This window comes from Corynebacterium sp. AOP40-9SA-29, assembly GCF_052377405.1.
Lineage (GTDB): Bacteria > Actinomycetota > Actinomycetes > Mycobacteriales > Mycobacteriaceae > Corynebacterium.
On sequence record NZ_JBQSWR010000006.1, the window covers coordinates 114714 to 138101 of the forward strand.

A 23388-nucleotide genomic window follows, 5' to 3' on the forward strand; every position below is an offset into this window, starting at 1 on the left:
GAAAACGAATCTTCACGCGGGGCAACCCCACACGACACAACAACGGGAGAGTAATGGCTGATCAGGCTGACAACAATGCCGCGCCCACCGTCGGCGTAGCGCTGCTGGGCATGGGTACCGTGGGTACCGAGGTGCTCCGTATCCTCGAGGACAACGCGGCGGACTTCACCGCACGCATCGGCGGGCCGATCGAGGTCCGCGGCATCGCGGTCTCCGACCTCTCCAAGCCGCGCCCGGGCGTGCCCTCCGAGCTGCTGACCGACGACGCCTTCGGCCTGGTCGGCCGCGAGGACATCGACCTGGTCATCGAGGTCATCGGCGGTATCGACTACCCGCGCACCGTGGTGCTCGCCGCCCTGCGCGCCGGCAAGTCCGTGGTCACGGCGAACAAGGCGCTGGTCGCCGCGCACGCCGATGAACTCTCCGAGGCCGCCGACTCTTCCGGCGCCGACCTGTTCTTCGAGGCCGCCGTGGCTGCGGCCATCCCGGTGGTTGGCCCGCTGCGTCGCTCCCTGGCCGGTGACAAGGTCAACCAGGTCATGGGCATCGTCAACGGCACCACGAACTTCATCCTCGACGCGATGTACAAGCGCGGCGCGTCCTACGACGAGATGCTCGCCGAGGCCACCGCACTGGGCTACGCCGAGGCCGACCCCTCTGCCGACGTCGACGGCTACGACGCGGCGTCGAAGGCCGCCATCCTCGCGTCGCTGGCCTTCCACTCGCCGGTCAGCATCGACGATGTGCACATCGAGGGCATCCGCTCGATCAGCGTCGACGACATCGCCGCCGCCAAGGCCGCCGACTGCACCATCAAGCTGCTGGGCATCTGCGAGCGTCTCGTCGACGCCAACGGTGAGGAGTCGATCTCCGCGCGCGTGTACCCCGCGCTGATCCCGCTGGACCACCCGCTGTCCAGCGTGGGCGACTCCTTCAACGCCATCTTCGTCGTCGCCGAGTACGCAGGACGCCTCATGTTCTACGGCAATGGCGCCGGTGGCGCGCCCACCGCCTCCGCGGTGCTCGGCGACGTGGTCGCCGCCGCACGCAATATCGTGCACGGCGGACGTGCGCCGGGCATGTCCACCTACGCCAACCTGCCGGTCGGCGACTTCGGCTCGGTGCGTACCCGCTACCACGTGGACATGGTCGTCGAGGACCGTCCCGGGGTGCTGGCCGAGGTGTCCTCCACCTTCTCCGTGCAGGGCGTCTCGCTCAAGACCGTGCGTCAGGAGGAGGCCGGTGACGACGGGGCCCGCCTGGTCGTCATCACCCACCACGCCGCCGAGAGCGACCTGGAGTCCACCGTGGACAACCTCAAGAACCTCGACGCCGTGAAGGCAGTCAACAGCGTGATCCGAATGGAAGGCAACTGATGACCGACAACCGCACCCCGGTGCTCCACCACTGGACCGGCCTGATCAACGAGTACCGCGACTGGATGCCCTTCGCCGCGGACTGGGAGCCGGTCACCCTCAACGAGGGTGGGACCCCGCTGATCCGGGCGAACCACATCTCCGAGGTCACCGGGTGCGATGTGTGGCTGAAGGTCGAGGGCGCCAACCCCACCGGTTCCTTCAAGGACCGCGGCATGACCGTGGCGGTCACCGACGCCGTGCACGCCGGCAAGAAGGTGCTGATGTGCGCCTCCACCGGCAACACCTCGGCTTCCGCTGCGGCCTACGCCGCACGTGCCGGCATCGCCTCCGCCGTGCTGATCCCCGAGGGCAAGATCGCCCAGGGCAAGCTGTCGCAGGCCGTGATGCACGGTGCGAAGATCATCCAGGTGCGTGGCAACTTCGACGACTGCCTCGAGCTCGTGCGTAAGACCACCACCGACTTCCCGGAGATCGCCCTGGTCAACTCGGTCAACCCGATGCGTATCGAGGGCCAGAAGACCGCTGCTTTCGAGATCGTCGACGCCCTGGGCGACGCCCCCGACATCCACGCCCTGCCGGTCGGCAACGCCGGCAATATCACCGCCTACTGGAAGGGCTACTCGCAGTACGCCGAGGCCGGTCTGTCCACGAAGCGTCCGGTGATGCTCGGTGTGCAGGCTGCAGGGGCGGCACCCCTGGTCAGCGGTGAGCCGGTGCTCGAGCCGGAGACCGTGGCCACCGCCATCCGTATCGGCAACCCGGCGTCCTGGCACCAGGCCGTCGCTGCGAAGGAGGAGTCCGGCGGATCCTTCCGTGCCGCCACCGACGAGAAGATCCTCGAGGCCTACCGCCTGATCGCCGCCCGTGAGGGAGTGTTCGTCGAGCCAGCGTCCGCCTCCTCGGTGGCCGGCCTGCTCGCCGCCCACGCCGAGGGATCGATCGAGCCGGGTCAGCGCATTGTCTGCACCGTGACCGGTCACGGTCTGAAGGATCCGACGACCGCGCTCAGCGAAATGCCGGAGCCCACTCCGATCGACGTGGACACCAACGCCGTGGCAGAGGCACTGGAACTCGCATGACCGAGCGCACGCTTGCCGCCGGACGTCGGGTGACGGTCACGGTGCCGGCCTCCACGGCGAACCTCGGTCCGGGTTTCGACACCCTTGGCTTGGCCGTGGGCCTGTACGACACCGTCGAGGTGGAGTCCACCGACGCCGGCCTGGACATCTCCGTGCACGGGCAGGGCGAGGGGGAGGTCCCCCTCGACGAGCGTCACCTGGTGGTCCGCGCCCTGCGCTCGGGCCTGCGTGAGGCGGGCGTGAGCGTGGGCGGGCTGCGCATCGTCTGCCACAACAACATCCCGCACTCGCGCGGACTCGGCTCCTCGGCTGCGGCCGCCGTTGCCGGGGTTGCTGCCGCCAGCGCCCTGGCCGGCGGCGAATACGCCACCGGTGCGCTGGACGACGACACGCTGATCCAGCTGTCCTCCGCGTTTGAGGGTCACCCGGATAACGCCGCGGCCTGCGTGCTCGGCGGGGGAGTGGTGTCCTGGACGAACATCCCCGTGGACGGTCGTAGCGCCCCGGAGTACCATGCCGTCGCCGTGCCGGTGCACCCGGACATCACCGCGACCGCGCTGATCCCGGATTTCCACGCCTCCACCGAGGCGGTGCGCCGCGTGCTGCCCAGTGACGTCTCGCATCAGGACGCCCGCTTCAATGTGTCGCGTGCGGCACTGCTGCCGCTGGCGCTGAGTTCGCATCCCGACCTGCTGTGGGAGGCCACTCGCGATCGGCTGCACCAGCCTTACCGGGCCGAGGTGCTGCCGGTGACCACCGAGTGGGTGAACCGGCTGCGCAACCTTGGTTTCCCGGCGTTCCTGTCCGGTGCCGGCCCCACGGTGATGGTGCTGTCGACCAACCCCGTCGACCCCGCGCTACTCAACGAGGCCCGAGGCCGCGATATCGACGTATTGGAGACCGGCGTGGGACGCCGTGCCAGCGTCGAGATCCACTAGCCTCTTCGGACGTCTACTGACCTCTACTGCTCTTCCCCGGCGGGCTTCGGCTCGCCGGGGCCGCGCAGCTTAATGACGTCGAACTCGCCGTCGGTGAGGTGGGCCCTCAGATCCTTCTTGTCGAACTTGCCCACCGAGGTTTTGTCGATGCGGTCGACGAACGTCCAGTACTCCGGTGCCATCCACCGGGGTACCTTCGTGGCCACTGCGGCGGCGAGTTTCTCGGCGGTTTCGCGTCCACGCTCCACTCCGGGGGTGGTCACCACGACAGCGAGGGGACGCTGTCCCCACCGCTCATCCGGCACGCCGATGACAGCGGCCTCGGCGACTACCTCGGACTCCATCACGATGTTCTCCAGGATTGCCGAGTAGATCCACTCGCCGCCAGAGCGGATGGTGTCGGTCTGGCGGTCGTGCACGGTGAGGTAGCCGTCGCGGGTGATGGTGCCGATATCGCCGGTGCGCAACCAGCCGTCGTCGGTGATTCGTCCTGCGGCATCGTCATTGTCGTCGACGTCGGAACCGCGGAAGACGTGGGCGGCCCCACCCTCGGCGGAGGCCGGCGAGTGGTGGTAGTCGGTGGTCACCCAGTTGCCGCGTACCTGAATCTCGCCGCTGGAGCGGTCGTTGGGCTGCTGCACGGTGCCGTCCTCACCGACGACGCGGAACTCCATGCCGATGGGGAAGCGGCCCTGGCTGTCGCGGTAGCGCCGCCGGGCCGCACCGCCGACGCCGACGGGCGTGCGCGCGACCGTGCCGACCGGGCCGGTCTCGGTCATTCCCCAGGCGTGGATCATGTCCACGCCATAGCGTTCCTCCCACGCGTCGATCAGGGCGGGGGGTACCGGGGCACCGCCGGAGATGATCTCCTGCAGGCTCATCTTCTCCGGTGGGGTGTGCTGGTAGTGGACGACCAGTTGCATCCACACACTCGGCGCGCCGTGGGCCATACGCGGCATGGCGTCGGCGATGACGTGCGCCAGGTGGGCGGGTCCGGCGGCACCGCCCGGGAACACCAGGGGGGTGCCGGCCATGAATGCGGCAATGGGGACGCCCCAGCTCAACACGTGGAAAATGGGGACCGCGCACAGGAAACTGTGTCCATTGCGGATTCCGAAGGAGTCGGAGGTTCGTAGGTTCATCGCGTGCAGCCACAGCGACCGGTGGGAGTAGGCGACGCCCTTCGGCGCGCCGGTGGTGCCGGTGGAGTACAGCAGTGCGGCGGGGGACGTCTCCTCCACCGACGGCCAGTCGTAGCTGGTGGGGTAACCGTCGAGGATTTCCTCGTACCCGAGGACACGGATACTGCCTCGTCCTGCGTCGGTGAGCAGGTCGGAGAGTTCACTGCGTGCGGCGTCCCCGCCGGTGCCGGTGACGATCAGGGTGTGGACGTCGGGGCAGTCTGGCATCACTGGAACGAGACGACGCGACAGCCTCGGCGAGCAGATGATCACCTGGTCACCAGCGTGATTGATGATGTGCACCAGCTGGTCGGCGACGAGGTTGGAGTTCAACGGTTGCAGTACCGCGCCCATGGAGGTCACCGCGAATAGCGACTCCAGGTGCTCGGTGATATTCGGCATAAACGTGGCGACGCGTTGCCCGGTTTCCACGCCGACGATGTCGGTCAGCGCGTGGGCCAGGGCGGCGGCGCGTCCACCGATTTGGGCGAAGGTGGTGTCCTCTGGAGTGTCGCCGTAGTAGGTGCGCACGGTTGTCACGCCGTGGACGACGCGTCCGTACTCCAGTATGGAAGCCATGGTCAGTGGATACTCGTGCATCGTCGACACGGTCAGCGGCGCGGTGCTGGGGGCCGGTTCTGATCCGGTGCGTGCGTCCATGTGGTGGGTGCCGTCCATGATCTCAAGGATAGGGGACGCACCGTGCGTCCTGCCGGACGACCTCCGCGTCGGTGCGTGGATTAGCACCACCGGTATGCCGGGGTGGTACCATCGTTGACGAGAACCGACCATCGCCATCCCGACGACCCCAGGAATTTCCGGGGTCACCGAATCGGTCCGAGACGGTGGGCGGTCATCCGGAGTCACGGAGATCCACGCGGGTACACCGCACCGACATCACCAATCGCCGGGAGTGTTCGTCTGCCCCGGCGCCGGACCTGTTGTCCGCGCGCACCGTGACATCCATTCCACATAAAACGACGACTCACTCGAGCACGTCACCTTCCGTTGTTCTGCCACCGTCAGCGACCGGTCACGCCACCTGGGCGTGCGGTCCCACGGGGACAGGGACCGGACTGCGGCAATGACCGCGGGCCGGTGGGCAGGGGGAGGTGAACCGAAAGGACACCTGTGACTTTGCCGGACATCGTCTCCAGGGCACAGAACGACGGGCTTGCCTCCCTGAAATTGGCGGAACTCAAGCAGATTGCGACATCGCAGGGATTGAAGGGGATCTCTGGAATGCGCAAGGGGGATCTGGTCGCCGCGATTGCGAGCGCCGGGATCGGCGGTCAACGTGGTTCGGCTGGCAAGGATGCCAAGCCAGCGAAGGACGCCAAGCCCGCCAAGGACACCAAGCCCGCGAAGGATGCACCGCAGACCCAGGAGTCGCCGATGACGCAGCAGGTTCCCGCCGAGAAGGACGCCCAGAAGGAAGCCCAGAAGGAAGCCCAGAAGGCTGACCGCAGTGCGGCGGACGCTCCGGCGACCGAGGACCAGGGCACGTCGGAGCGCAACGACCGGAACGACCGGAACGACAGGAACGACCGGAATGATTTTGACGAGGAGGGGGGCCGTCGCGGTCGCCGTAACCGTCGCAACCGTCGTAACCGGGGCAAGGGTGAGCAGGGCGGTAACCAGGGGAACCAAGGGGGGAACCAGGGCGGTAACCAAGGCGGTAACCAGCAGAACTCCGACGAGCGCGGCGGCCGCAACCGCAACGACCGGAACGACCGCAATGACCGGAACGAGCGCGGCAACCGGGGCAACCGCAACGAGCGCGGTAACCGCAACGATCGCAACGACCGGAACGACCGCAACAACCAGAACAACCAGAACGACGGCGGCAACAACGCCGGCCAGAACGGTGGCGGCAACAACGAGCCGCCGACCCCGGTCGCCGGCATCCTCGACTTCGCCGACGCCAACACCGCCTTCATCCGCACCACCGGCTACCACGCCGGCCCGACGGACGTCTACGTGCCGATCCAGATGGTGCGCAAGTTCGGGATGCGTCACGGCGACGCGATCACCGGCTCGATCCGTCCCGGCGCCAAGGCGCAGCAGGCCGGAGGCGGCGGCGGACGCAACCGCAACCGTCAGAAGTACACCCCGCTGAACTCCGTCGACACCGTCAACGGTCTCGCCCCGGGCCAGGCCGCGCAGCGTCCGAAGTTCAACAACCTCACCCCGCTGTACCCCAACCAGCGCCTGCGTCTCGAGACCGAGCCGAAGATCCTGACCACCCGTGTCATCGATCTGATCATGCCGATCGGCAAGGGGCAGCGTGCGCTGATCGTCTCCCCGCCGAAGGCCGGTAAGACCACGATCCTGCAGGACATCGCCAACGCCATCACGGTGAACAACCCGGAGTGCTACCTCATGGTCGTCCTGGTGGACGAGCGTCCCGAGGAAGTCACCGACATGCAGCGTTCCGTGCGCGGTGAGGTCATCGCCTCCACGTTCGACCGTCCGCCGAACGAGCACACCGCCATCGCCGAGCTCGCCATCGAGCGGGCGAAGCGCCTGGTGGAGCAGGGTAAGGACGTTGTGGTGCTGCTGGACTCCATCACCCGTCTGGGCCGTGCGTACAACAACTCCTCGCCGGCATCGGGCCGCATCCTCTCCGGTGGTGTGGACTCCAACGCGCTGTACCCGCCGAAGCGTTTCCTCGGCGCGGCCCGCAACATCGAGGACGGTGGCTCGCTGACCATCATCGCCACCGCCATGGTCGAGACCGGCTCCGCCGGCGACACCGTGATCTTCGAGGAGTTCAAGGGCACCGGCAACGCGGAGCTGAAGCTGGACCGCAAGATCGCCGAGCGCCGCATGTTCCCCGCGGTGGACGTCAACCCGTCCGGCACCCGCAAGGACGAACTACTGCTCGGCCCGGACGAGGCGCGCCTGCTGCACAAGCTGCGCCGTATCCTCTCCGCCCTCGACCCGCAGGCCGCGATCGAGCTGCTGAACAAGCAGCTGCGCAAGTCGAAGACGAACCGCGATTTCATGCTGCAGATCGCCTCCTCCGCACCGCTGGCCGGGGAGGACGACGATGAGTGAGTTCGCCGGTTCCCCCTCCAAGGTCGACGACATCCTGTCGGAGTACCAGGGCCTGGAAATGCAGTTGGCCGACCCCGAACTGCACAATGACGCCACCGCGGCCCGCCGCGTGGCCAAGCGTTTCAGCGAGCTGCAGCCGGTCATCCAGACCTACAACAAGCTCGTCGAGACCCGCGACGACCTCGAGGCCGCCCGCGAGATGGCTTCCGAGGACCCGGATTTCGCCGCCGAGGCTGACCGCCTCGCCGCGGACCTGCCGGGCCTCGAGGAGAAGCTCACCGACCTGCTGGCCCCGCGTGACCCCCACGACAGTGAGGACGTGGTCATGGAGATCAAGTCCGGTGCCGGTGGCGAGGAAGCCGCACTGTTCGCCGGGGAGCTGGCACGTATGTACCAGCGCTACGGTGAGAAGCACGGCTTCACCTTCGAGGTCCTCGACGTCAACGAGACCGACCTGGGCGGCGTGAAGGACATGACCATGTCCGTGCGCTCCAAGCAGCCCAGCCGCGACGGCGCGTGGAGTGTGTTCAAGTACGAGGGCGGCGTGCACCGGGTGCAGCGTATCCCGGTGACCGAGTCGCAGGGCCGCATCCAGACCTCTGCCGCCGGCGTGCTGGTCTACCCGGAGCCCGACGAGGTCGAGGACGTGGAGATCGACGACAAGGACATCCGCGTCGACGTCTATCGCTCCTCCGGTAAGGGTGGTCAGGGCGTGAACACCACCGACTCGGCGGTGCGCATCACCCACCTGCCCACGGGCATCGTGGTGACGTGTCAGAAGGAGCGTTCCCAGATCCAGAACCGTGCGCGCGCCATGCAGGTGCTCGCCGCACGCCTCCAGCAGATGAAGGAGGAGGAGGCGGACGCTGCGGCCGCGGAGGGACGCGCCGCACAGATCCGCACGATGGATCGTTCCGAGCGCATCCGGACGTACAACTTCCCGGAGTCGCGCGTCTCGGACCACCGCATCGGCTACAAGGCGAACAACCTCGACGCCGTCCTCGACGGTGACCTCGACGCGCTCTTCGGCGCGTTGAGCGAGGCCGAGCGTCAGAGCCGCCTCGAGGCGGGGGAGTAGGACCACAGTGACGCAGGACGCTGCGAGCGTGTCGGCGGCGCTGCGGGACGCCTCCTCGGCGTTGTCCTCGGCCGGGGTCGAGTCCGCCGCGCACGATGCGCGCGTGCTCATGGCCGCCGCCCTCACCGCCGAATCGGGTGTGGACGTCGGCCCGTTGGACCTGGTGATGCGCGGCGGTGACGCCGTGCCGGCGTCCTTCGCCACGATGCTGCAGCGTCGCGTGGAGCGCGAACCGCTGCAGTGGATCCTGGGGTACGGGACGGTCACGGGGATCGACCTGACGGTCGGCCCGGGGGTGTTCGTCCCGCGTCCCGAAACGGACCTGCTGATCGACTGGGTGGCTGGCGAGGCCCAGCGGCGTGTGGCGCTGCGCGAGGACCCGCTCTTCGCCCGTCTGCTGGAACCCACGTTGACCATCGTCGACCTGTGTTCCGGGCCGGGCACGATCGCCCTGGGGGTGGCCCATGAACTCAGTGCCCGAGGGATAGTTGACGCTGTCGACGTGCGCGTCATCGGCCTGGAGATCACCGCCCAGGGCGTGGAGCAGGCCCGTGTCAACCACCGCACCTGGGTTGCCGAGGGCCACGTGGATCCGCGCATCACAGTGGAGTTCCACCGGGCGGACGTCGCCACGTCGGACGACGTTGTGGCGCTCGGGCTCGTCGCCTCCGCCGACATCGTGGCGTCCAACCCGCCCTACGTCCCGGAGACTACCGAGGTTTCCCCGGAGGTCGCCCGTGACCCGCACGCCGCGGTATTCTCCGGGGCCGACGGCCTGGAACTTATGCGTCCGTTGGCGGAGGTCATCGACCTCGTCGCCGCCCCGAGCGCCGGCGTGGCCGTCGAACACGATGACAGCACCGGTGCAGACGTTCGGGAGATCCTGGCCGGCGTGGGCATCACTGAGCTGGAACAACACCAGGACTTCGCTGGTCGCGACAGGTTTGTCACCGGACAGGTGCACCGCGATCCCGGACACAAGCCCGCACGGGGCTAGAGTGAACGGGTTAAGGTAATCAACTAAGGACACGAGAGGACGGACGGCGCGGAGCATGGCACAGACCTACGACTGCAACGAGGACGAGGGCAAGCAGAGCGGTGTCGCCGCCGCACTGAGCGCGGTGAAGGCCGGACGTCTGGTGGTCACCCCCACCGACACGGTGTACGGCATCGGCGCCGACGCCTTCGACAATGATGCTGTCGCCGCTCTGTTGCGTGCCAAGCACCGTGGCCCCGACATGCCCGTTCCCGTCCTCATCGGCTCGTGGGACACCGTCGCCGGGCTGGTCCGCGACTACAACGAGACGGTGCGCCTGCTCACCGAAGCCTTCTGGCCCGGCGGGCTCACCATCGTGACCCACCAGGCACCGAGCCTGCCGTGGAACCTGGGGGACACCCGCGGGACTGTGGCGCTGCGCATGCCGCTGCACCCGCTGGCGATCGAGCTGCTGCAGCAGACCGGGCCGATGGCGGTCTCCAGTGCGAATATCTCCGGTAGCCCGGCCGCGCTCACCGCTGCCGAGGCACGCGAGCAGCTCGGTGACTCGGTGTCGGTGTACCTCGACGCCGGTGAGGCGTCCATCGGCACGGCCTCCACGATCGTGGACCTGTCCGGTCACCGTCCGCGCATCCTGCGCGACGGTGCCATCAGCGCCGACCGGGTCGGTGAGGTGCTGGGCGTGTCTGCCGAGGCGCTGCTCGCCGACGACTCCGCCCGGGGCAACTGAGGATGGAGCTGTCCGCGGCGTCCTGGTCCGGGGTGGGTGTGCCGTTCCGTGAGCTGGCGCTAATCCTGCTCGTGGGCCTGGTCACCACGTACCTGACTACCGGTGTGATCCGCATGATCATGATCCGGTTTGGACGCATGACCGCCCCGCGCTCCCGCGACGTGCACACCGTGCCGACCCCGCGGCTTGGCGGGGTGGCGATGTTCACCGGCTTCGTGGTCGCCGTGCTGGTGGCCAATCAGCTGCCGGCACTGAATCGTGGGTTCCCCCCGGTGACCCCCGACATGGTCGCGGTCGTCGCCGCCGCCTTCGTGATCGTGATCGTGGGGGTGGTTGATGATCTCTTCGACATCTCCTGGGTGCTCAAACTTGGCGGCCAGGTTGCTGGTTCAGTGGCGATGAGCCTGGCCGGGCTGTCCTGGTACCTGATCTACTCGCCGTTCGGCGACGGCACCACGCTGATCCTGGACCAGGTCCAGTCCACGATCTTGACGGCCCTCTTGACGGTGGCGATCATCAACGCGATGAACTTCGTGGATGGGTTGGACGGTCTGGCCGCCGGCCTGGGCGCGATCGCCGCGGCGACGCTGCTGATCTACTCCCTGACGATCCTGCATGACCAGGGCGGGACGGTCAGCGCCTACCCACCGGCGATGATCTCCGCCGGCCTGTTGGGCGTGTGTCTGGGCTTCCTGCCGCACAACTTCTCGCCGGCGCGGATATTCATGGGGGACTCCGGGTCCATGCTGATTGGCCTACTGCTGGCGGCGGCCAGCGTCTCGGCGTCCGGACGGATCAACATGGCGCTCTACGGGCCTGCGGACTTCCTGGCGCTGATGACCCCGGTGCTCGTGGTGATCGCCGCACTGTTCATTCCGATGCTCGACCTGCTGATGGCGGTCGTCCGCCGGTTGAAGGCGGGCAAGAGCCCCTTCGCCCCAGACAAGCAGCACCTGCACCACCGACTATTGCGCCTGGGTCATTCTCAGAAGCAGGTCGTGCTGGTGCTCTACACGTGGGTCGGCGTGGTCGCCCTCGGGGCGGTGGGATCCACGGTGCTCCCATTGCCGATCGCCGCAATCGTCTTCGGCGTCGCGATCCTGCTGGCGACGGCATTTACCGCCGTCCCGCTGTGGCGCGAGCGTGAGGACGCTACGCATGGAGGCTCCAGCGGTAGCACGAACGCGGTCGCGGCCGGGTAGGTTCGGCCGGGTAGGTTGCCGCCGTGCAGGGCGGCTAGGCTGTACCCCGTGAATGAGCAGAACAGCGAGCAGACGACTGACCCCGCCGACCTCCCCGAGATCAACGAGTCAGATGGGGATTTGGCCGACCACCGGCGCCCGTTGCTGAACGCCGCCAGGTTGGGAGCGATCGGGCTCCTAGTGATCACAGTGATCTCCCTGGCCTTGTGGGGCAACTTCCGCGGCCTCGAGGGGCTCTGGGGAGTTCTGATCGGTGCTGCGGTTGGTGGAGGCTTCGTGCTGGCGACAGTGGGTGTTGTCCTGTTGACTTCCAACACGACTGTGCAGACTACGATGATCGTCACGTTGGGCTCCTGGCTGATCAAGATCGTCGTCGTCCTGGGCGTCCTCTTGGTGCTGCGTGACATGGACTTCTTTGACCACACTGCCATGGGGGTCACCGTGATCGTATCGTTGGTGGTCGCGCTGGGGGCGGAGACCATCGGCATCATCCGGACGAATGTGACGAACGTGTAAACTCGGGGGTGGCGGGCACAGGCAGGGAGCCGGGGCATCGTCTGATCCGGGGGGATGGGGGGAGTTGGTTCGCGCACCTGCGCGGACTGCTGGTAATATCTCCCGCGGGTAATCAGGTAGGCGGACCCACGCGGTCACGCGTGCCCGCGAGCAATCCTGGTATATCACCCCCGGTACCGTGCGGATGTGCGACGGAGTCCACGGTTCCGGGAACTCCTGACATCCTCCATCGCACCGCCTGACCCACAATCACGCGGCCCAAACCACGGGAGAGAACGCTGAGCGTTACAACCTTGGCCATGAAGGGTGAGTTTCACGCGCCTGAATTGGGACCTGAATTCTTCCCGGGGGACGTGCATCCTGACCAGCTTTGGTTTAGTGATTTCGCGAACGGAATTTTTGCAGTAGACCGCCTGATGATCATCCGTCTTCTGATGATCGTCATCCTGGCGGCCTTTTTTCTGTATGCCTTCCGTAAGCCGAAGCTAATCCCACGAGGTGCGCAGAACGTAGCAGAATACGCTGTCGATTTCGTCCGTATTCATGTCGCCGAGGAGATCCTGGGGAAGAAGGAGGGTCGGCGGTTCCTGCCGATCATCGCCACCATCTTCTTCGTGGTTCTCATCGGTAACCTGCCGGCAGTCATACCGGCGTTGAACATCTCCGCCAACGCCAGGATCGGCATGCCGATCATCCTGGCGGCGGTCGCGTACATCGCCATGATCTACGCCGGTGCCAAGCGTTACGGGTTTGCCAAGTTCGTGAAGTCCTCCGTGGTCATTCCGAACCTGCCCCCGGCGCTGCACCTGCTGGTCGTGCCGATCGAGTTCTTCTCGACCTTCGTCCTGCGTCCGGTCACGCTGACCATTCGTCTCATGGCGAATATGCTGGCCGGCCACATCGTTCTCGTGCTGCTGTTCGGCGCAACGAACTTCTTCTTCTGGCAGCTTAACGGCTGGACGTTGTTCGGTGCGGGCACCCTTGTTGCGGCAGTCGCCTTCACGCTGTTCGAGATGCTGATCATCTTCCTGCAGGCTTACATCTTCAGCTTGCTGACGGCGGTCTACATCGAGCAGTCGCTGCACGCAGACGAGCACTGACCCCTACACACATCTCAACTCACTCCGCTCTGTCCAGCTACCCATAGCACCCCGAACAGAGCAACACGAAAGGGAACGTAATCCTAATGAACGAGCTGCTCCTTGCCCAGGACGCCACCACCAACCTGACCGGTCTCGGTTCGATCGGCTACGGCCTCGCCGCCATCGGCCCCGGCGTCGGTATCGGCATCCTGGTCGGCAAGACCGCAGAGGCCATGGCTCGCCAGCCCGAGATGGCCGGCCAGCTGCGCACCACCATGTTCCTGGGTATCGCCTTCACCGAGGCCCTCGCTCTCATCGGCCTCGTCGCCGGCTTCCTCTTCGGTTTCTAGTTTGCCGAGCCCGATGTCGAAGTAACGACACATATCGGGCAATTGGTTTTGCAGACTGAAATCACACTCAAGAGCGAAAGCTGGAGACTATGACGAACTACCTCATTCTGGCAGCCGACGAGCTGCCTTTGGAGGAGCAGATCAACCCTCTGCTCCCCAAGTCGTATGACATCGTCTGGTCCCTTGTCAGCTTCATCATCATCTTCGTGATCTTCTGGAAGTTCGTTCTTCCCAAGGTCAAGCAGGTCATGGCTGACCGCACCGACCAGATCGAGGGTGGCATCGCACGTGCCGAGCAGGCACAGGACGAGGCCAAGGCCGCGCTGGAGAAGTACAACGCCCAGCTGGCCGAGGCCCGCACCGAAGCCTCCCAGATTCGTGACGACGCCCGCTCCCAGGGTCAGAAGATCATCGCTGACATGAAGACGCAGGCGACCGACGAATCCAACCGCATCATCGAGTCCGGCCACAAGCAGCTGCTCGCGCAGCGCGAGTCCGTCGTCTCTGATCTGCGTAAGGAGATGGGGGAGAACTCCATCAACCTCGCCGAGCGTCTGCTGGGCGACCAGCTCTCGGACGACGTCAAGCGTTCCGGAACCATCGACTCCTTCCTCGCTGATCTCGACAGCGTCGGATCGGGGAAGTGAGGCCCGTGCACGCAGCGAGCAGAACAACCCTGGACCAGCTGACTGAGTCGCTGGACGGTGCACTGTCCAGTGCAACCGACACCGCCGCCGCCGGTGCAGCAACCGGTTCCGAGCTGTTCGAGGTCGCAGACCTCCTGGACAGCGACCGGTCACTGCGCACGGCGCTGGTGGACCAGACTGTTCCGGCCGACCGTCGCGCCGCACTGGCCGACGGGCTGCTGGCGGACAAGGTTTCCACGACCACCCGCGAGGTTGTCTCGCAGGTCGTCACGGGCACCTGGTCCAACACCCGGGACCTGCGCCACGGGCTGGTCGAGCTGGGCCGCCGTGCCCTGCTGCGTGCAGCCCATGAGCAGGGTCAGAGCGAGAAGGTTGCCACCGAGCTCTTCGACATTGCCCGTCTCCTCGAGCGGGAGCCGGAATTGGAGATGCTCCTGGCCGACCGACTGGCGTCCGGAGAACGACGTCGGGAACTGCTGGCGAAGGTCCTTTACGGACACGTCAGTGCCATCGCCGAAGCCCTCGCGCTTCAGGTGATCGGCCGTCCCGTCGCGCGTCCGGTCGAGGACCTTGACGCACTGTGTGACTTCGCAGCCGGACTGGACGGACGTCGGGTTGCCCGCGTCCGTTCCGCCTCGGCTCTGTCGGAGTCTCAGGAGCAGGCACTGGGCCAGAAGCTGGAGAAGATCTACGGTTCCGCGATGTCCGTTCATTCCGAGGTTGACACCAGCCTCCTCGGTGGCGCGGTCATCCGGGTCGGCGACGAAGTGATCGACGGCAGCACAGCTGGAAAGCTGGAGCGCATGCGTCGGGCCTTCGCCTAGTCCGCACCCGGATCGAACCTCGATCGACAAGATAATTCACGTAATGCTGGAAGACGATACCGAGAGCAGGAAGAACATGGCGGAGCTTACGATCTCCTCCGATGAGATCCGTAGCGCGATTGCGAACTACACCTCAAGCACTTCCGCGGAGGCCTCCCGTGAGGAGGTCGGCGTGGTTACGATGGCAGCGGACGGCATTGCCCAGGTTTCGGGCATGCCCTCCGTGATGACCAACGAACTGCTTGAGTTCCCGGGCGGTCTCATCGGAGTCGCGCAGAACCTCGAGACCGATTCAATCGGTGTTGTGGTCCTGGGTAACTACGAGTCGCTGAAGGAAGGCGACGAAGTCAAGCGGACCGGAGATGTCCTGTCCGTCCCGGTGGGGGAGAACTTCCTCGGCCGGGTTATCAACCCCCTGGGTCAGCCCATCGACGGCCGCGGTGACATCGAGTCCACCGAGACCCGCGCCCTGGAGCTGCAGGCACCGTCGGTGCTGCAGCGCCAGCCGGTGCACGAGCCGATGCAGACCGGCATCAAGGCCATCGACGCGATGACCCCGATCGGCCGTGGCCAGCGTCAGCTGATCATTGGTGACCGCAAGACGGGTAAGACCTCCGTCTGCATCGACACCATCCTGAACCAGCGCGAGAACTGGGATTCCGGGGATCCGACGAAGCAGGTGCGTTGCATCTACGTCGCGATCGGCCAGAAGGGCTCCACCATCGCCGCGCTGCGTCAGACCCTCGAGGACGAGGGTGCCCTGGACTACACGACCATCGTGGCAGCTCCGGCATCCGACTCCGCCGGCTTCAAGTGGCTCGCACCGTTTGCCGGTGCCGCCCTGGGTCAGCAGTGGATGTACGAGGGAAAGCATGTCCTCATCATCTTCGACGACCTGACCAAGCAGGCCGAGGCCTACCGCGCCATCTCCCTGCTGCTGCGCCGCCCGCCGGGCCGCGAGGCATACCCGGGCGACGTCTTCTACCTGCACTCCCGTCTGCTGGAGCGTGCGGCGAAGCTGTCCGACGAAGAGGGCGCCGGCTCGATGACGGCACTGCCGATCATCGAGACCAAGGCCAACGACGTGGGTGCGTTCATTCCCACCAACGTCATCTCCATCACCGACGGCCAGGTCTTCCTGGAGTCCGACCTGTTCAACCAGGGCGTCCGTCCGGCCATCAACGTCGGTGTGTCCGTCTCCCGTGTGGGTGGCGACGCTCAGACCAAGGGCATGAAGAAGGTCGCCGGTAACCTGCGACTGGACCTCGCCGCCTACCGTGACCTGGAGGCCTTCGCGGCCTTCGCGTCCGACCTGGATGAGTTCTCCAAGGCCCAGCTGGAGCGCGGCGAGCGTCTCGTCGAGCTGCTGAAGCAGAAGGAGACCCAGCCCCAGGCTGTCGAGGATCAGATGGTCTCCATCTTCCTCGCCGGCGAGGGTGAGTTCGACACGGTCCCCGTCGTCGACGTGCGCCGCTTCGAGTCGGAGCTGTGGGAGTTCCTGCACGCCAACAACACCGATGTCTACGAGCAGATCAACGGTGGTAAGCCGCTGTCGGACGACTCCAAGAAGGCACTGGTCGCAGCGACCGCCGACTTCAAGCGCGGGTTCCAGTCCACCGACGGCACCCCGGTCATCAACGAGCCGGAAGCCCAGGCACTGGCTGACGAGGATCTCGACCAGTCGCAGATCAGCGTCTCCCGCAAGAAGTAGCGCGGGGAACTAAAACGATGACTGCACAGACCGAGTACACACAAGAAGGGAGGTAGCAGCGATGGCAACACTTCGCGAACTGAGGGGACGGATCAAGTCCGTTAACTCGACGAAGAAGATCACGAAGGCCCAGGAGCTCATCGCGACCTCCAAGATCACCAAGGCGCAGGCTCGCGTAAGCGATTCCCAGCCCTACGCCGACGAGATCACTCGGGTCATCCAGCGTCTCGCATCCGCGTCCTCACTGGACCACCCGATGCTGGACGTTGAGGCCGAGGCCAAGCGCGCCGCTATCCTCGTCATCACGAGTGACCGTGGCATGTGCGGTGGATACAACCACAATGTGCTGAAGAAGACCGCCGAGCTGCGCAAGCGGCTCGAGGGCGAGGGCAAGGACGTCGTCCTGTACATCGCCGGCTCCAAGGGAGTCACCTTCTACAGCTTCCGTGGTGACGACTTCGCCGGGTCGTGGACCGGGTTCTCCCAGGACCCCGACTACGCCGCGACGCATGATCTCCGCCGCCACCTCATCGACGGCTTCACCGCCGGCGACGAGGGCAGCGTGCACTGGCGCGACGGGCTCAACGTCCCGGAAGGCACCGAGCTGACCGGCTTCGGCGAACTCCACGTGGTCTACACGAAGTTCGAGTCGATGCTTACTCAGACACCGCGTGCGGTTCGCATGCTGCCGATCGCGACCCAGCAGGACGACCAGCCGCTGCAGACCGGGGAGGACATGCTCTCCAATGCCAGCGATAACGTCAGCGCCGAGGTCGATTTCGAGCCGGATGCGGACACGCTCCTGACGGCACTGCTTCCGCAGTACGTCTCCCGGAGTATCTTCGCCCTGATGCTGGAAGCCGCCGCTAGTGAGTCCGCTGCTCGCCGTACCGCAATGTCCGCTGCGACGGACAACGCCACCGCGCTGGTCAACGACCTCTCCCGGGTCGCCAACCAGCTGCGCCAGGCAAAGATCACCCAGGAAATCTCAGAGATCGTCGGTGGCGTCAATGCGCTCGCCGACAGCGGAGAAAGTGACTAACTATGACTACAGCTACTGAGGTGCAGCGCGACAGCGCCGCATCGACTGCTGCCGGTCGCGTGGTCCGAGTCATCGGACCTGTCGTCGACGTGGAGTTCCCGCGTGGCGCAATGCCGGCACTGTACAACGCACTCGAGGTGGAGGTGACTCTGGAGTCGGTGGCTAAGACCATCGTTCTGGAGGTCGCTCAGCACCTCGGTGACAACATCATCCGTGGTGTCTCCATGGCCCCGACCGACGGACTCGTCCGTGGCGCCGAGGTCATCGACACCGGCCGTCCGATCTCCGTGCCCGTGGGCGACGTCGTCAAGGGCCACGTGTTCAACGCCCTCGGTGACTGCCTCGACGAGCCCGGCCTCGGCCGTGACGGCGAGCAGTGGGGCATCCACCGTGAGGCCCCTAGCTTCGACCAGCTCGAAGGCCGCACGGAGCTCATGGAGACCGGCATCAAGGTCATCGACCTGCTGACCCCGTACGTCAAGGGCGGCAAGATTGGCCTGTTCGGCGGCGCCGGTGTGGGTAAGACGGTGCTCATCCAGGAGATGATCACCCGTATCGCCCGCGAGTTCTCCGGTACCTCCGTGTTCGCCGGCGTCGGCGAGCGCACCCGTGAGGGCACCGACCTCCGCCTGGAGATGGAAGAGATGGGCGTCCTTCAGGACACCGCCCTTGTCTTCGGCCAGATGGATGAGCCCCCGGGAGTCCGTATGCGCGTGGCGCTGTCCGGTCTGACCATGGCGGAGTACTTCCGCGATGTTCAGAACCAGGACGTGCTGCTGTTCATCGACAACATCTTCCGTTTCACCCAGGCCGGTTCTGAGGTTTCCACGCTGCTGGGCCGTATGCCCTCCGCCGTGGGTTACCAGCCGACCCTGGCTGACGAGATGGGTGTGCTCCAGGAGCGAATCACCTCGACCAAGGGCCGTTCGATTACGTCTCTGCAGGCCGTTTACGTGCCTGCCGACGACTACACCGACCCGGCACCGGCGACGACCTTCGCCCACCTGGATGCGACGACCGAGCTCAACCGTGCCATCGCCTCGAAGGGTATCTACCCCGCGGTGGACCCGCTGACCTCGACCTCGCGCATCCTGGAGCCCGGCATCGTCGGCGAGCGCCACTACGCGGTCTCCCAGCGTGTGATCGGTGTTCTGCAGAAGAACAAGGAACTGCAGGACATCATCGCCATCCTGGGTATGGACGAGCTGTCCGAAGAGGACAAGATCACCGTCCAGCGTGCCCGTCGTATCGAGCGCTTCCTGGGTCAGAACTTCTACGTCGCGCAGAAGTTCACCGACATCCCCGGCTCCTTCGTGCCCCTCGAGGACACGATCGACGCCTTCGAGCGCATCTGCGACGGCGAGTTCGACGCCTACCCGGAGCAGTGCTTCGACGGTCTGGGTGGACTCGACGACGTCGAAGCCGCTTACAAGAAGCTCACCGAGAAGTAAGGGGTCACGCACATGGCTGAGATTGCCGCTGAACTGGTGGCCGTGGAGCGGATGCTGTGGTCGGGTATGGCCACCTCCGTCACCGCACAGACCACCGAGGGCGAGATCGGCGTGCTCCCCGGTCACGAGCCGCTGCTCGGCCAGCTGGTCGACAACGGTGTCGTGGTCATCCGGACCACCGAGGGTGAGACTTTCGTCGCCGCGGTACAGGGCGGTTTCCTGTCCGTGTCCACGTCGAAGATCACCATCCTCGCTGACTCCGCGCTGTGGGCCCACGAGGTCGACACCGCCGAGGCCGAGGCTCGCGTCCGCGATGCCTCGACCGAGGAGGAGCGCGAGCTGGCAGAGTCCGAACTTCGCGCCGTGAAGCGTCTGCAGGAGAGCTGACAGCCGCTCCAGCCTGCTGCCGGGCCAGCCACCTCTTCACTGAGGTGGCCGGCCCGGTTTTTGTTGTGCTCCCACAGGGGAATCTCCGATCAGCGCCCTGCGTTATCTATTCCTTTTGGTACTGCCCCCGAACGGCGGTAATATCGACGAAAAGTTCTAAGGCGTGACCCCGCCCGCACGGATGACCACCGTGGGGAGGGACGCGGCCGAGAAGGGGCGTGACTGGTGCTGTTGAATATTCTGATCACTGTCGTAGTGATCGCTCTTGCGTGTGGCGTGATAATCGCCGGCGCGAGATTCCTCACCCTCCGCAGCAGGGGTATCCCCGTGGTTGTCAGAAGCCTTCCTAACCAGGACGCAAGGCACTGGCGCCACGGGGTTCTTGTATATGGAAGCGGTATCGCGCGCGTGTACAAGTTACGCTCGGTCCGCCCGGAGTCCGACCTCCAGCTCAATCGCCACCACACCGAGATCACCGACCGGCGTCCCATCACGGACCGTGAGTCGGCGTTCCTGGAGTCGGAACTGCACGTGATGACCCTGGAGGACGGGACCAATACGTGGGAGGTCGCCCTTGATGATGCCGGTGATACCGCATTGGTCTCCTGGTTGGAGTCCGCCCCCTCGGAGCGGATGATCCGCTCGGACCTGCGCACGGTGAGGAAACGGGGCATACGGTAGCCTGTCCCTCATGCGTTTGGTCATCTGCCGTTGCTCCGTCGATTACGACGGGCGCCTTGCGGCCCATCTCCCGGAAGCTGACCGCCTCGTTATGGTGAAGGCGGACGGCTCGGTGAGCATTCACGCCGACGACCGTGCCTACAAGCCATTGAACTGGATGACGCCGCCGTGCACCTTGAGTGTGGCCGAGGGCGACGACGTTCCCGACGACCTCGCTGAACAGGGCATCGAGGCGGTGTGGACGGTGGAGAACCCGAAGAAGGAACGTCTCACCATCAAGATCAGCACGGTCTACTCCGACACCTCCCACGAGCTCGGGGAGGATCCGGGTCTGGTCAAGGACGGCGTGGAGGCGCACCTGCAGGAGTTGCTCGCCGAGCAGATCGACATCCTGGGGGAGGGCTACACCCTGGTGCGTCGCGAGTACCCGACGGCGATCGGCCCGATTGACATCCTCTCCCGCGACGCCGATGGCGCATCCGTCGCCGTGGAGATCAAGCGGCGCGGCGGCATCGACGGGGTCGAGCAGCTCAGCCGGTACGTGGAATTGCTCAACCGCGACGAGCTCCTGGCCCCGGTGCAGGGTGTCTTCGCTGCACAGGAGATCAAGCCCCAGGCGAAGACCCTGGCCGAGGACCGTGGTTTCCGTTGCGTGACCCTGGACTACCAGGCGATGCGCGGGGTGGAGTCCGACGAGCTCCGCCTGTTCTGACGTAGGCGGGGAGCACATCGATGCCGAGACGCAATAGAAGGGATGCGGGATCGCCGCGCGGGCTTCCTCGCGACGGCGGATCCTACCTCGGCACCCGGCGTGAGGACGCCCCATCCTGGGCAGGGGGGACGTCCGGCTGGGCGGAGAGCTACCTGGTACGTCGCATCGGCCCGCAGGCGGCGGTGAAGTACTACGTGTGCCCGGGCTGCAACCAGAACATTCCGCCGGGGGTGGCGCATATCGTTGCCTGGCCGGATTCGCACCGGGGAGGGGATGACCGGCGGCACTGGCACACCGGGTGCTGGGAGCGTCGGCGAACCGGGCGGCGCTAGGATGGGGTGCCATGACGACACCGAACAATCCGGGACAGCATCAGCAGGGCGGCGCGGCGGCCCCGAACCGTTTCGCGGCCGGCGCCGTGGACCTCGGGGCGGTTAAAGAGGCCGCCGATCAACGCCAGCGGGCGGCGGAAAGGTCCAGGCAGGAGGTCTCGTCGGGGGTGCGTATCGCGCGCGCCGCCGCGGTGACTCCGGAGAGTTTCGAGCAGGACCTGGTGGTGCGTTCCACCCAGGTCGCGGTGATCCTGCTGCTGGGCAGTCCGCGTGCCGAGGGGTGTGCGGAGATGTCCGCGGAGTTCACCCGGCTGGCTGAGGCGCAGGACGCCTCCGGTGAACCGGTGCAGTGGGTCTTCCGCGAGGTCGATGTGGACACCACCCCGGAGATCGCTCAGGCGCTGCAGGTGCAGGCTGTGCCCACGGTGCTGGCGCTGGCCGGCGGGCGTCCGCTGACGAACTTCGAGGGCGTGCAGCCCGCCGAGCAGATCGCGCAGTTCGTGGACGCCGTCGTGCGTGCCGTGGATGGGCGGCTGCCGGGGCTGCCGGAGTCCGATGACAGCGAAGACGCAGCTGACGGCGGTGCTGACGCGGCCGACGGGGGAGAGGACGCCGCGGCGTCCGACGCGGGAGATCCGCGCTTTGAGCGCGCCGGCGTCCTGTTGGACGCCGAGGATTACGCTGGCGCGGTGGCCGTCTACGACGAGATCATTGCGAACCCTGCCGCAGACCCCTCGGCGGAGCCGGAGGCTGTGCAGGACGTGGTGGCGGAGGCGCGTGCCGCGCGCGTGACGGCACTGCTGCTGGAGCGTTCGGCGCAGGGGGCGTCCGACGAGGTCGACGACCTGCTGCTGGCCGGTGAGCGGGTGCAGGCCTTCGACACTCTCATCGAGCGCATCAGGACCAGTGGTGGGGATGAGCGCGATACCGCGCGCACCCGGCTGCTGGAGATCTTCGCCATGTACGACACCGCCGATGCCGAGGTCATCGCCGCGCGCACCCGCATGGCCTCGGCACTGTTCTGATGCGACGGGGGCGGGTGGGCCCCTGATCCACCACGGCGCCGCCCGGTAGGGCACGATGGAGGGTGTGAACGACACCATCATTTCCTCACCCGCCACTGCCGATGCCCTCGACGAGGATCTCGTCCTCGACCTGAACGAGGTGACCATCGTGCGCGACGGACGCCACGTCCTGCACCCGGTGACCTGGCAGGTTGAGGTGGATGAGCGGTGGATCATCATCGGCCCCAATGGGGCGGGAAAGACGTCGCTGCTGACCATCGCCGGGGCGCGCCAGTACCCCTCGTCCGGCACCGCCCGGATCGTGGGGGAGACCCTGGGTAAGACAGATGTGCGCGAACTGCGCACCGCGGTGGGCATGTCGTCGGCCGCGGTGGCACACCAGGTTCCGGGTGGGGAAAAGGTCCTCGACCTGGTGATCTCCGCCGGCTACGACGTGATGGGCCGCTGGCGTGAACGTTATGACCGCGGCGATGAACTGCGCGCCATGGAAATCCTGGAGCAGATGGGTGCGCTGCACCTGGGGGAGCAGACCTGGGAGACCCTGAGCGAGGGCGAGCGTAAACGCGTGCTGATCGCGCGCGCCCTGATGACGGACCCCGAACTGCTGCTGCTCGACGAGCCGGGTGCCGGCTTGGACCTGGGTGGGCGTGAGGACCTGGTGCGCATGCTCGGGGAGCTGGCCGAGGATCCGGACGCCCCGGCGACGGTGATGGTCACCCACCACGTTGAGGAGATCCCGCCGGGATTCACCCACGGCATGATCCTGGACGAGGGCAGGGTGGTGGCCCAGGGGCTGCTGGAGGACGTGATGACCTCCGAGAACCTGACCAGGGCCTACCACCAGCCGATCTCGCTGTCTTTCGACGACGGACGCTACTTCGCGCGCAGGGCGCGGACCGGGGGAAGCCACCGGGCCCGCTGAGGAACAGGGACCGGAACACACGACTATGGTGGAGGACATGGTGGACGGCAGTGTGAACGGCA

23 protein-coding genes are annotated in these 23388 nt (G+C 66.2%); 22 read left to right on the plus strand and 1 reads right to left on the minus strand.

All coding sequences use genetic code 11. The features are described from left to right. Window positions 1-53: 53 nt before the first annotated feature. The 3 genes from ACT3SZ_RS11605 to thrB are packed head-to-tail and all read left to right on the plus strand — an operon-like array spanning window position 54 to window position 3396. Window positions 54-1376, plus strand: coding sequence for a homoserine dehydrogenase (locus tag ACT3SZ_RS11605; protein WP_444618782.1), 1323 nt, complete (start codon window positions 54-56; stop codon window positions 1374-1376). After that, entirely contained in the window at window positions 1376-2458 is a 1083-nt protein-coding gene (thrC, locus tag ACT3SZ_RS11610; RefSeq protein ID WP_301441827.1) for a threonine synthase, read from the plus strand. The genes ACT3SZ_RS11605 and thrC overlap by 1 nt, the downstream gene beginning before the upstream one ends. Further along, complete coding sequence (gene thrB / locus ACT3SZ_RS11615; RefSeq protein WP_444618784.1) at window positions 2455-3396, plus strand: homoserine kinase; 942 nt, start codon at window positions 2455-2457, stop codon at window positions 3394-3396. The genes thrC and thrB overlap by 4 nt, the downstream gene beginning before the upstream one ends. 23 nt (window positions 3397-3419) lie before the next feature. Here the strand turns inward: thrB and ACT3SZ_RS11620 are convergent, their stop codons facing one another. Further along, window positions 3420-5237: a long-chain fatty-acid--CoA ligase gene (locus tag ACT3SZ_RS11620; RefSeq protein WP_444619034.1), complete on the minus strand. Its 1818-nt coding sequence runs from the start codon at window positions 5235-5237 to the stop codon at window positions 3420-3422. 471 nt (window positions 5238-5708) lie between these two features. Here ACT3SZ_RS11620 and rho point away from each other — a divergent pair, with 471 nt between their 5' ends. From rho to ACT3SZ_RS11715, 19 genes are all read left to right on the plus strand, one after another. Next, window positions 5709-7637 carry a transcription termination factor Rho gene (gene rho / locus ACT3SZ_RS11625; protein ID WP_444618786.1) on the plus strand — a complete coding sequence of 643 codons (1929 nt, stop codon included), beginning with the start codon at window positions 5709-5711 and terminating at the stop codon, window positions 7635-7637. Next, entirely contained in the window at window positions 7630-8715 is a 1086-nt protein-coding gene (gene prfA, locus ACT3SZ_RS11630; protein WP_444618788.1) for a peptide chain release factor 1, read from the plus strand. The genes rho and prfA overlap by 8 nt, the downstream gene beginning before the upstream one ends. Window positions 8716-8722: 7 nt before the next feature. Continuing rightward, the gene (locus ACT3SZ_RS11635) at window positions 8723-9712 is read left to right on the plus strand and encodes a N5-glutamine methyltransferase family protein (protein ID WP_444618790.1); all 990 of its coding nucleotides are present in this window, start codon (window positions 8723-8725) and stop codon (window positions 9710-9712) included. Window positions 9713-9767: 55 nt separating this feature from the next. Next, window positions 9768-10442 (plus strand): L-threonylcarbamoyladenylate synthase, encoded by a 675-nt coding sequence (locus tag ACT3SZ_RS11640; RefSeq protein ID WP_444618792.1) that lies wholly within the window; start codon window positions 9768-9770, stop codon window positions 10440-10442. Window positions 10443-10444: 2 nt separating this feature from the next. After that, complete coding sequence (locus tag ACT3SZ_RS11645) at window positions 10445-11644, plus strand: MraY family glycosyltransferase (protein ID WP_444618794.1); 1200 nt, start codon at window positions 10445-10447, stop codon at window positions 11642-11644. Between the two features lie 48 nt (window positions 11645-11692). Then, the gene (locus ACT3SZ_RS11650) at window positions 11693-12160 is read left to right on the plus strand and encodes a hypothetical protein (RefSeq protein WP_444618796.1); all 468 of its coding nucleotides are present in this window, start codon (window positions 11693-11695) and stop codon (window positions 12158-12160) included. A 299-nt stretch (window positions 12161-12459) separates the two neighbouring features. Beyond that, window positions 12460-13260 carry a F0F1 ATP synthase subunit A gene (gene atpB, locus ACT3SZ_RS11655; RefSeq protein ID WP_444618798.1) on the plus strand — a complete coding sequence of 267 codons (801 nt, stop codon included), beginning with the start codon at window positions 12460-12462 and terminating at the stop codon, window positions 13258-13260. A gap of 86 nt (window positions 13261-13346) precedes the next feature. Next, entirely contained in the window at window positions 13347-13592 is a 246-nt protein-coding gene (locus ACT3SZ_RS11660; RefSeq protein WP_444618800.1) for an ATP synthase F0 subunit C, read from the plus strand. 89 nt (window positions 13593-13681) lie between these two features. Continuing rightward, window positions 13682-14239 (plus strand): F0F1 ATP synthase subunit B, encoded by a 558-nt coding sequence (locus tag ACT3SZ_RS11665; protein ID WP_444618802.1) that lies wholly within the window; start codon window positions 13682-13684, stop codon window positions 14237-14239. Between the two features lie 5 nt (window positions 14240-14244). Beyond that, window positions 14245-15063, plus strand: a complete 819-nt coding sequence (locus ACT3SZ_RS11670; RefSeq protein ID WP_444618804.1) for a F0F1 ATP synthase subunit delta — start codon at window positions 14245-14247, stop codon at window positions 15061-15063. Window positions 15064-15139: 76 nt separating this feature from the next. Further along, entirely contained in the window at window positions 15140-16774 is a 1635-nt protein-coding gene (gene atpA / locus ACT3SZ_RS11675; RefSeq protein WP_444619036.1) for a F0F1 ATP synthase subunit alpha, read from the plus strand. Between the two features lie 61 nt (window positions 16775-16835). Beyond that, window positions 16836-17816: a F0F1 ATP synthase subunit gamma gene (locus ACT3SZ_RS11680; RefSeq protein WP_444618806.1), complete on the plus strand. Its 981-nt coding sequence runs from the start codon at window positions 16836-16838 to the stop codon at window positions 17814-17816. 2 nt (window positions 17817-17818) lie between these two features. After that, complete coding sequence (atpD, locus tag ACT3SZ_RS11685) at window positions 17819-19267, plus strand: F0F1 ATP synthase subunit beta (protein WP_444618808.1); 1449 nt, start codon at window positions 17819-17821, stop codon at window positions 19265-19267. A gap of 12 nt (window positions 19268-19279) precedes the next feature. After that, complete coding sequence (locus ACT3SZ_RS11690; RefSeq protein WP_444618810.1) at window positions 19280-19654, plus strand: F0F1 ATP synthase subunit epsilon; 375 nt, start codon at window positions 19280-19282, stop codon at window positions 19652-19654. Between the two features lie 255 nt (window positions 19655-19909). Further along, on the plus strand, window positions 19910-20335 hold the full coding sequence (locus tag ACT3SZ_RS11695; protein WP_444619038.1) for a DUF2550 domain-containing protein: 426 nt from the start codon (window positions 19910-19912) through the stop codon (window positions 20333-20335). A 10-nt stretch (window positions 20336-20345) separates the two neighbouring features. Beyond that, window positions 20346-21047 (plus strand): endonuclease NucS, encoded by a 702-nt coding sequence (nucS, locus tag ACT3SZ_RS11700; RefSeq protein ID WP_444618812.1) that lies wholly within the window; start codon window positions 20346-20348, stop codon window positions 21045-21047. 20 nt (window positions 21048-21067) lie between these two features. Further along, window positions 21068-21379, plus strand: a complete 312-nt coding sequence (locus tag ACT3SZ_RS11705; protein ID WP_444618814.1) for a hypothetical protein — start codon at window positions 21068-21070, stop codon at window positions 21377-21379. 11 nt (window positions 21380-21390) lie between these two features. Further along, window positions 21391-22404: a tetratricopeptide repeat protein gene (locus ACT3SZ_RS11710; RefSeq protein WP_444618816.1), complete on the plus strand. Its 1014-nt coding sequence runs from the start codon at window positions 21391-21393 to the stop codon at window positions 22402-22404. A gap of 55 nt (window positions 22405-22459) precedes the next feature. After that, complete coding sequence (locus ACT3SZ_RS11715; protein WP_444618818.1) at window positions 22460-23326, plus strand: ABC transporter ATP-binding protein; 867 nt, start codon at window positions 22460-22462, stop codon at window positions 23324-23326. Window positions 23327-23388: the final 62 nt, after the last annotated feature.

Bases quoted from the DNA above. Each gene is read 5' to 3' on its own strand.
- ACT3SZ_RS11605 (WP_444618782.1), top strand. From the start codon at position 54: ATGGCTGATCAGGCTGACAACAATGCCGCGCCCACCGTCGGCGTAGCG.
- thrC (WP_301441827.1), top strand. From the start codon at position 1,376: ATGACCGACAACCGCACCCCGGTGCTCCACCACTGGACCGGCCTGATC.
- thrB (WP_444618784.1), top strand. From the start codon at position 2,455: ATGACCGAGCGCACGCTTGCCGCCGGACGTCGGGTGACGGTCACGGTG.
- ACT3SZ_RS11620 (WP_444619034.1), bottom strand. From the start codon at position 5,237: ATGGACGCACGCACCGGATCAGAACCGGCCCCCAGCACCGCGCCGCTG.
- prfA (WP_444618788.1), top strand. From the start codon at position 7,630: ATGAGTGAGTTCGCCGGTTCCCCCTCCAAGGTCGACGACATCCTGTCG.
- ACT3SZ_RS11640 (WP_444618792.1), top strand. From the start codon at position 9,768: ATGGCACAGACCTACGACTGCAACGAGGACGAGGGCAAGCAGAGCGGT.
- ACT3SZ_RS11645 (WP_444618794.1), top strand. From the start codon at position 10,445: ATGGAGCTGTCCGCGGCGTCCTGGTCCGGGGTGGGTGTGCCGTTCCGT.
- atpB (WP_444618798.1), top strand. From the start codon at position 12,460: ATGAAGGGTGAGTTTCACGCGCCTGAATTGGGACCTGAATTCTTCCCG.
- ACT3SZ_RS11660 (WP_444618800.1), top strand. From the start codon at position 13,347: ATGAACGAGCTGCTCCTTGCCCAGGACGCCACCACCAACCTGACCGGT.
- ACT3SZ_RS11665 (WP_444618802.1), top strand. From the start codon at position 13,682: ATGACGAACTACCTCATTCTGGCAGCCGACGAGCTGCCTTTGGAGGAG.
- atpA (WP_444619036.1), top strand. From the start codon at position 15,140: ATGGCGGAGCTTACGATCTCCTCCGATGAGATCCGTAGCGCGATTGCG.
- ACT3SZ_RS11680 (WP_444618806.1), top strand. From the start codon at position 16,836: ATGGCAACACTTCGCGAACTGAGGGGACGGATCAAGTCCGTTAACTCG.
- atpD (WP_444618808.1), top strand. From the start codon at position 17,819: ATGACTACAGCTACTGAGGTGCAGCGCGACAGCGCCGCATCGACTGCT.
- ACT3SZ_RS11690 (WP_444618810.1), top strand. From the start codon at position 19,280: ATGGCTGAGATTGCCGCTGAACTGGTGGCCGTGGAGCGGATGCTGTGG.
- nucS (WP_444618812.1), top strand. From the start codon at position 20,346: ATGCGTTTGGTCATCTGCCGTTGCTCCGTCGATTACGACGGGCGCCTT.
- ACT3SZ_RS11705 (WP_444618814.1), top strand. From the start codon at position 21,068: ATGCCGAGACGCAATAGAAGGGATGCGGGATCGCCGCGCGGGCTTCCT.
- ACT3SZ_RS11710 (WP_444618816.1), top strand. From the start codon at position 21,391: ATGACGACACCGAACAATCCGGGACAGCATCAGCAGGGCGGCGCGGCG.
- ACT3SZ_RS11715 (WP_444618818.1), top strand. From the start codon at position 22,460: ATGGAGGGTGTGAACGACACCATCATTTCCTCACCCGCCACTGCCGAT.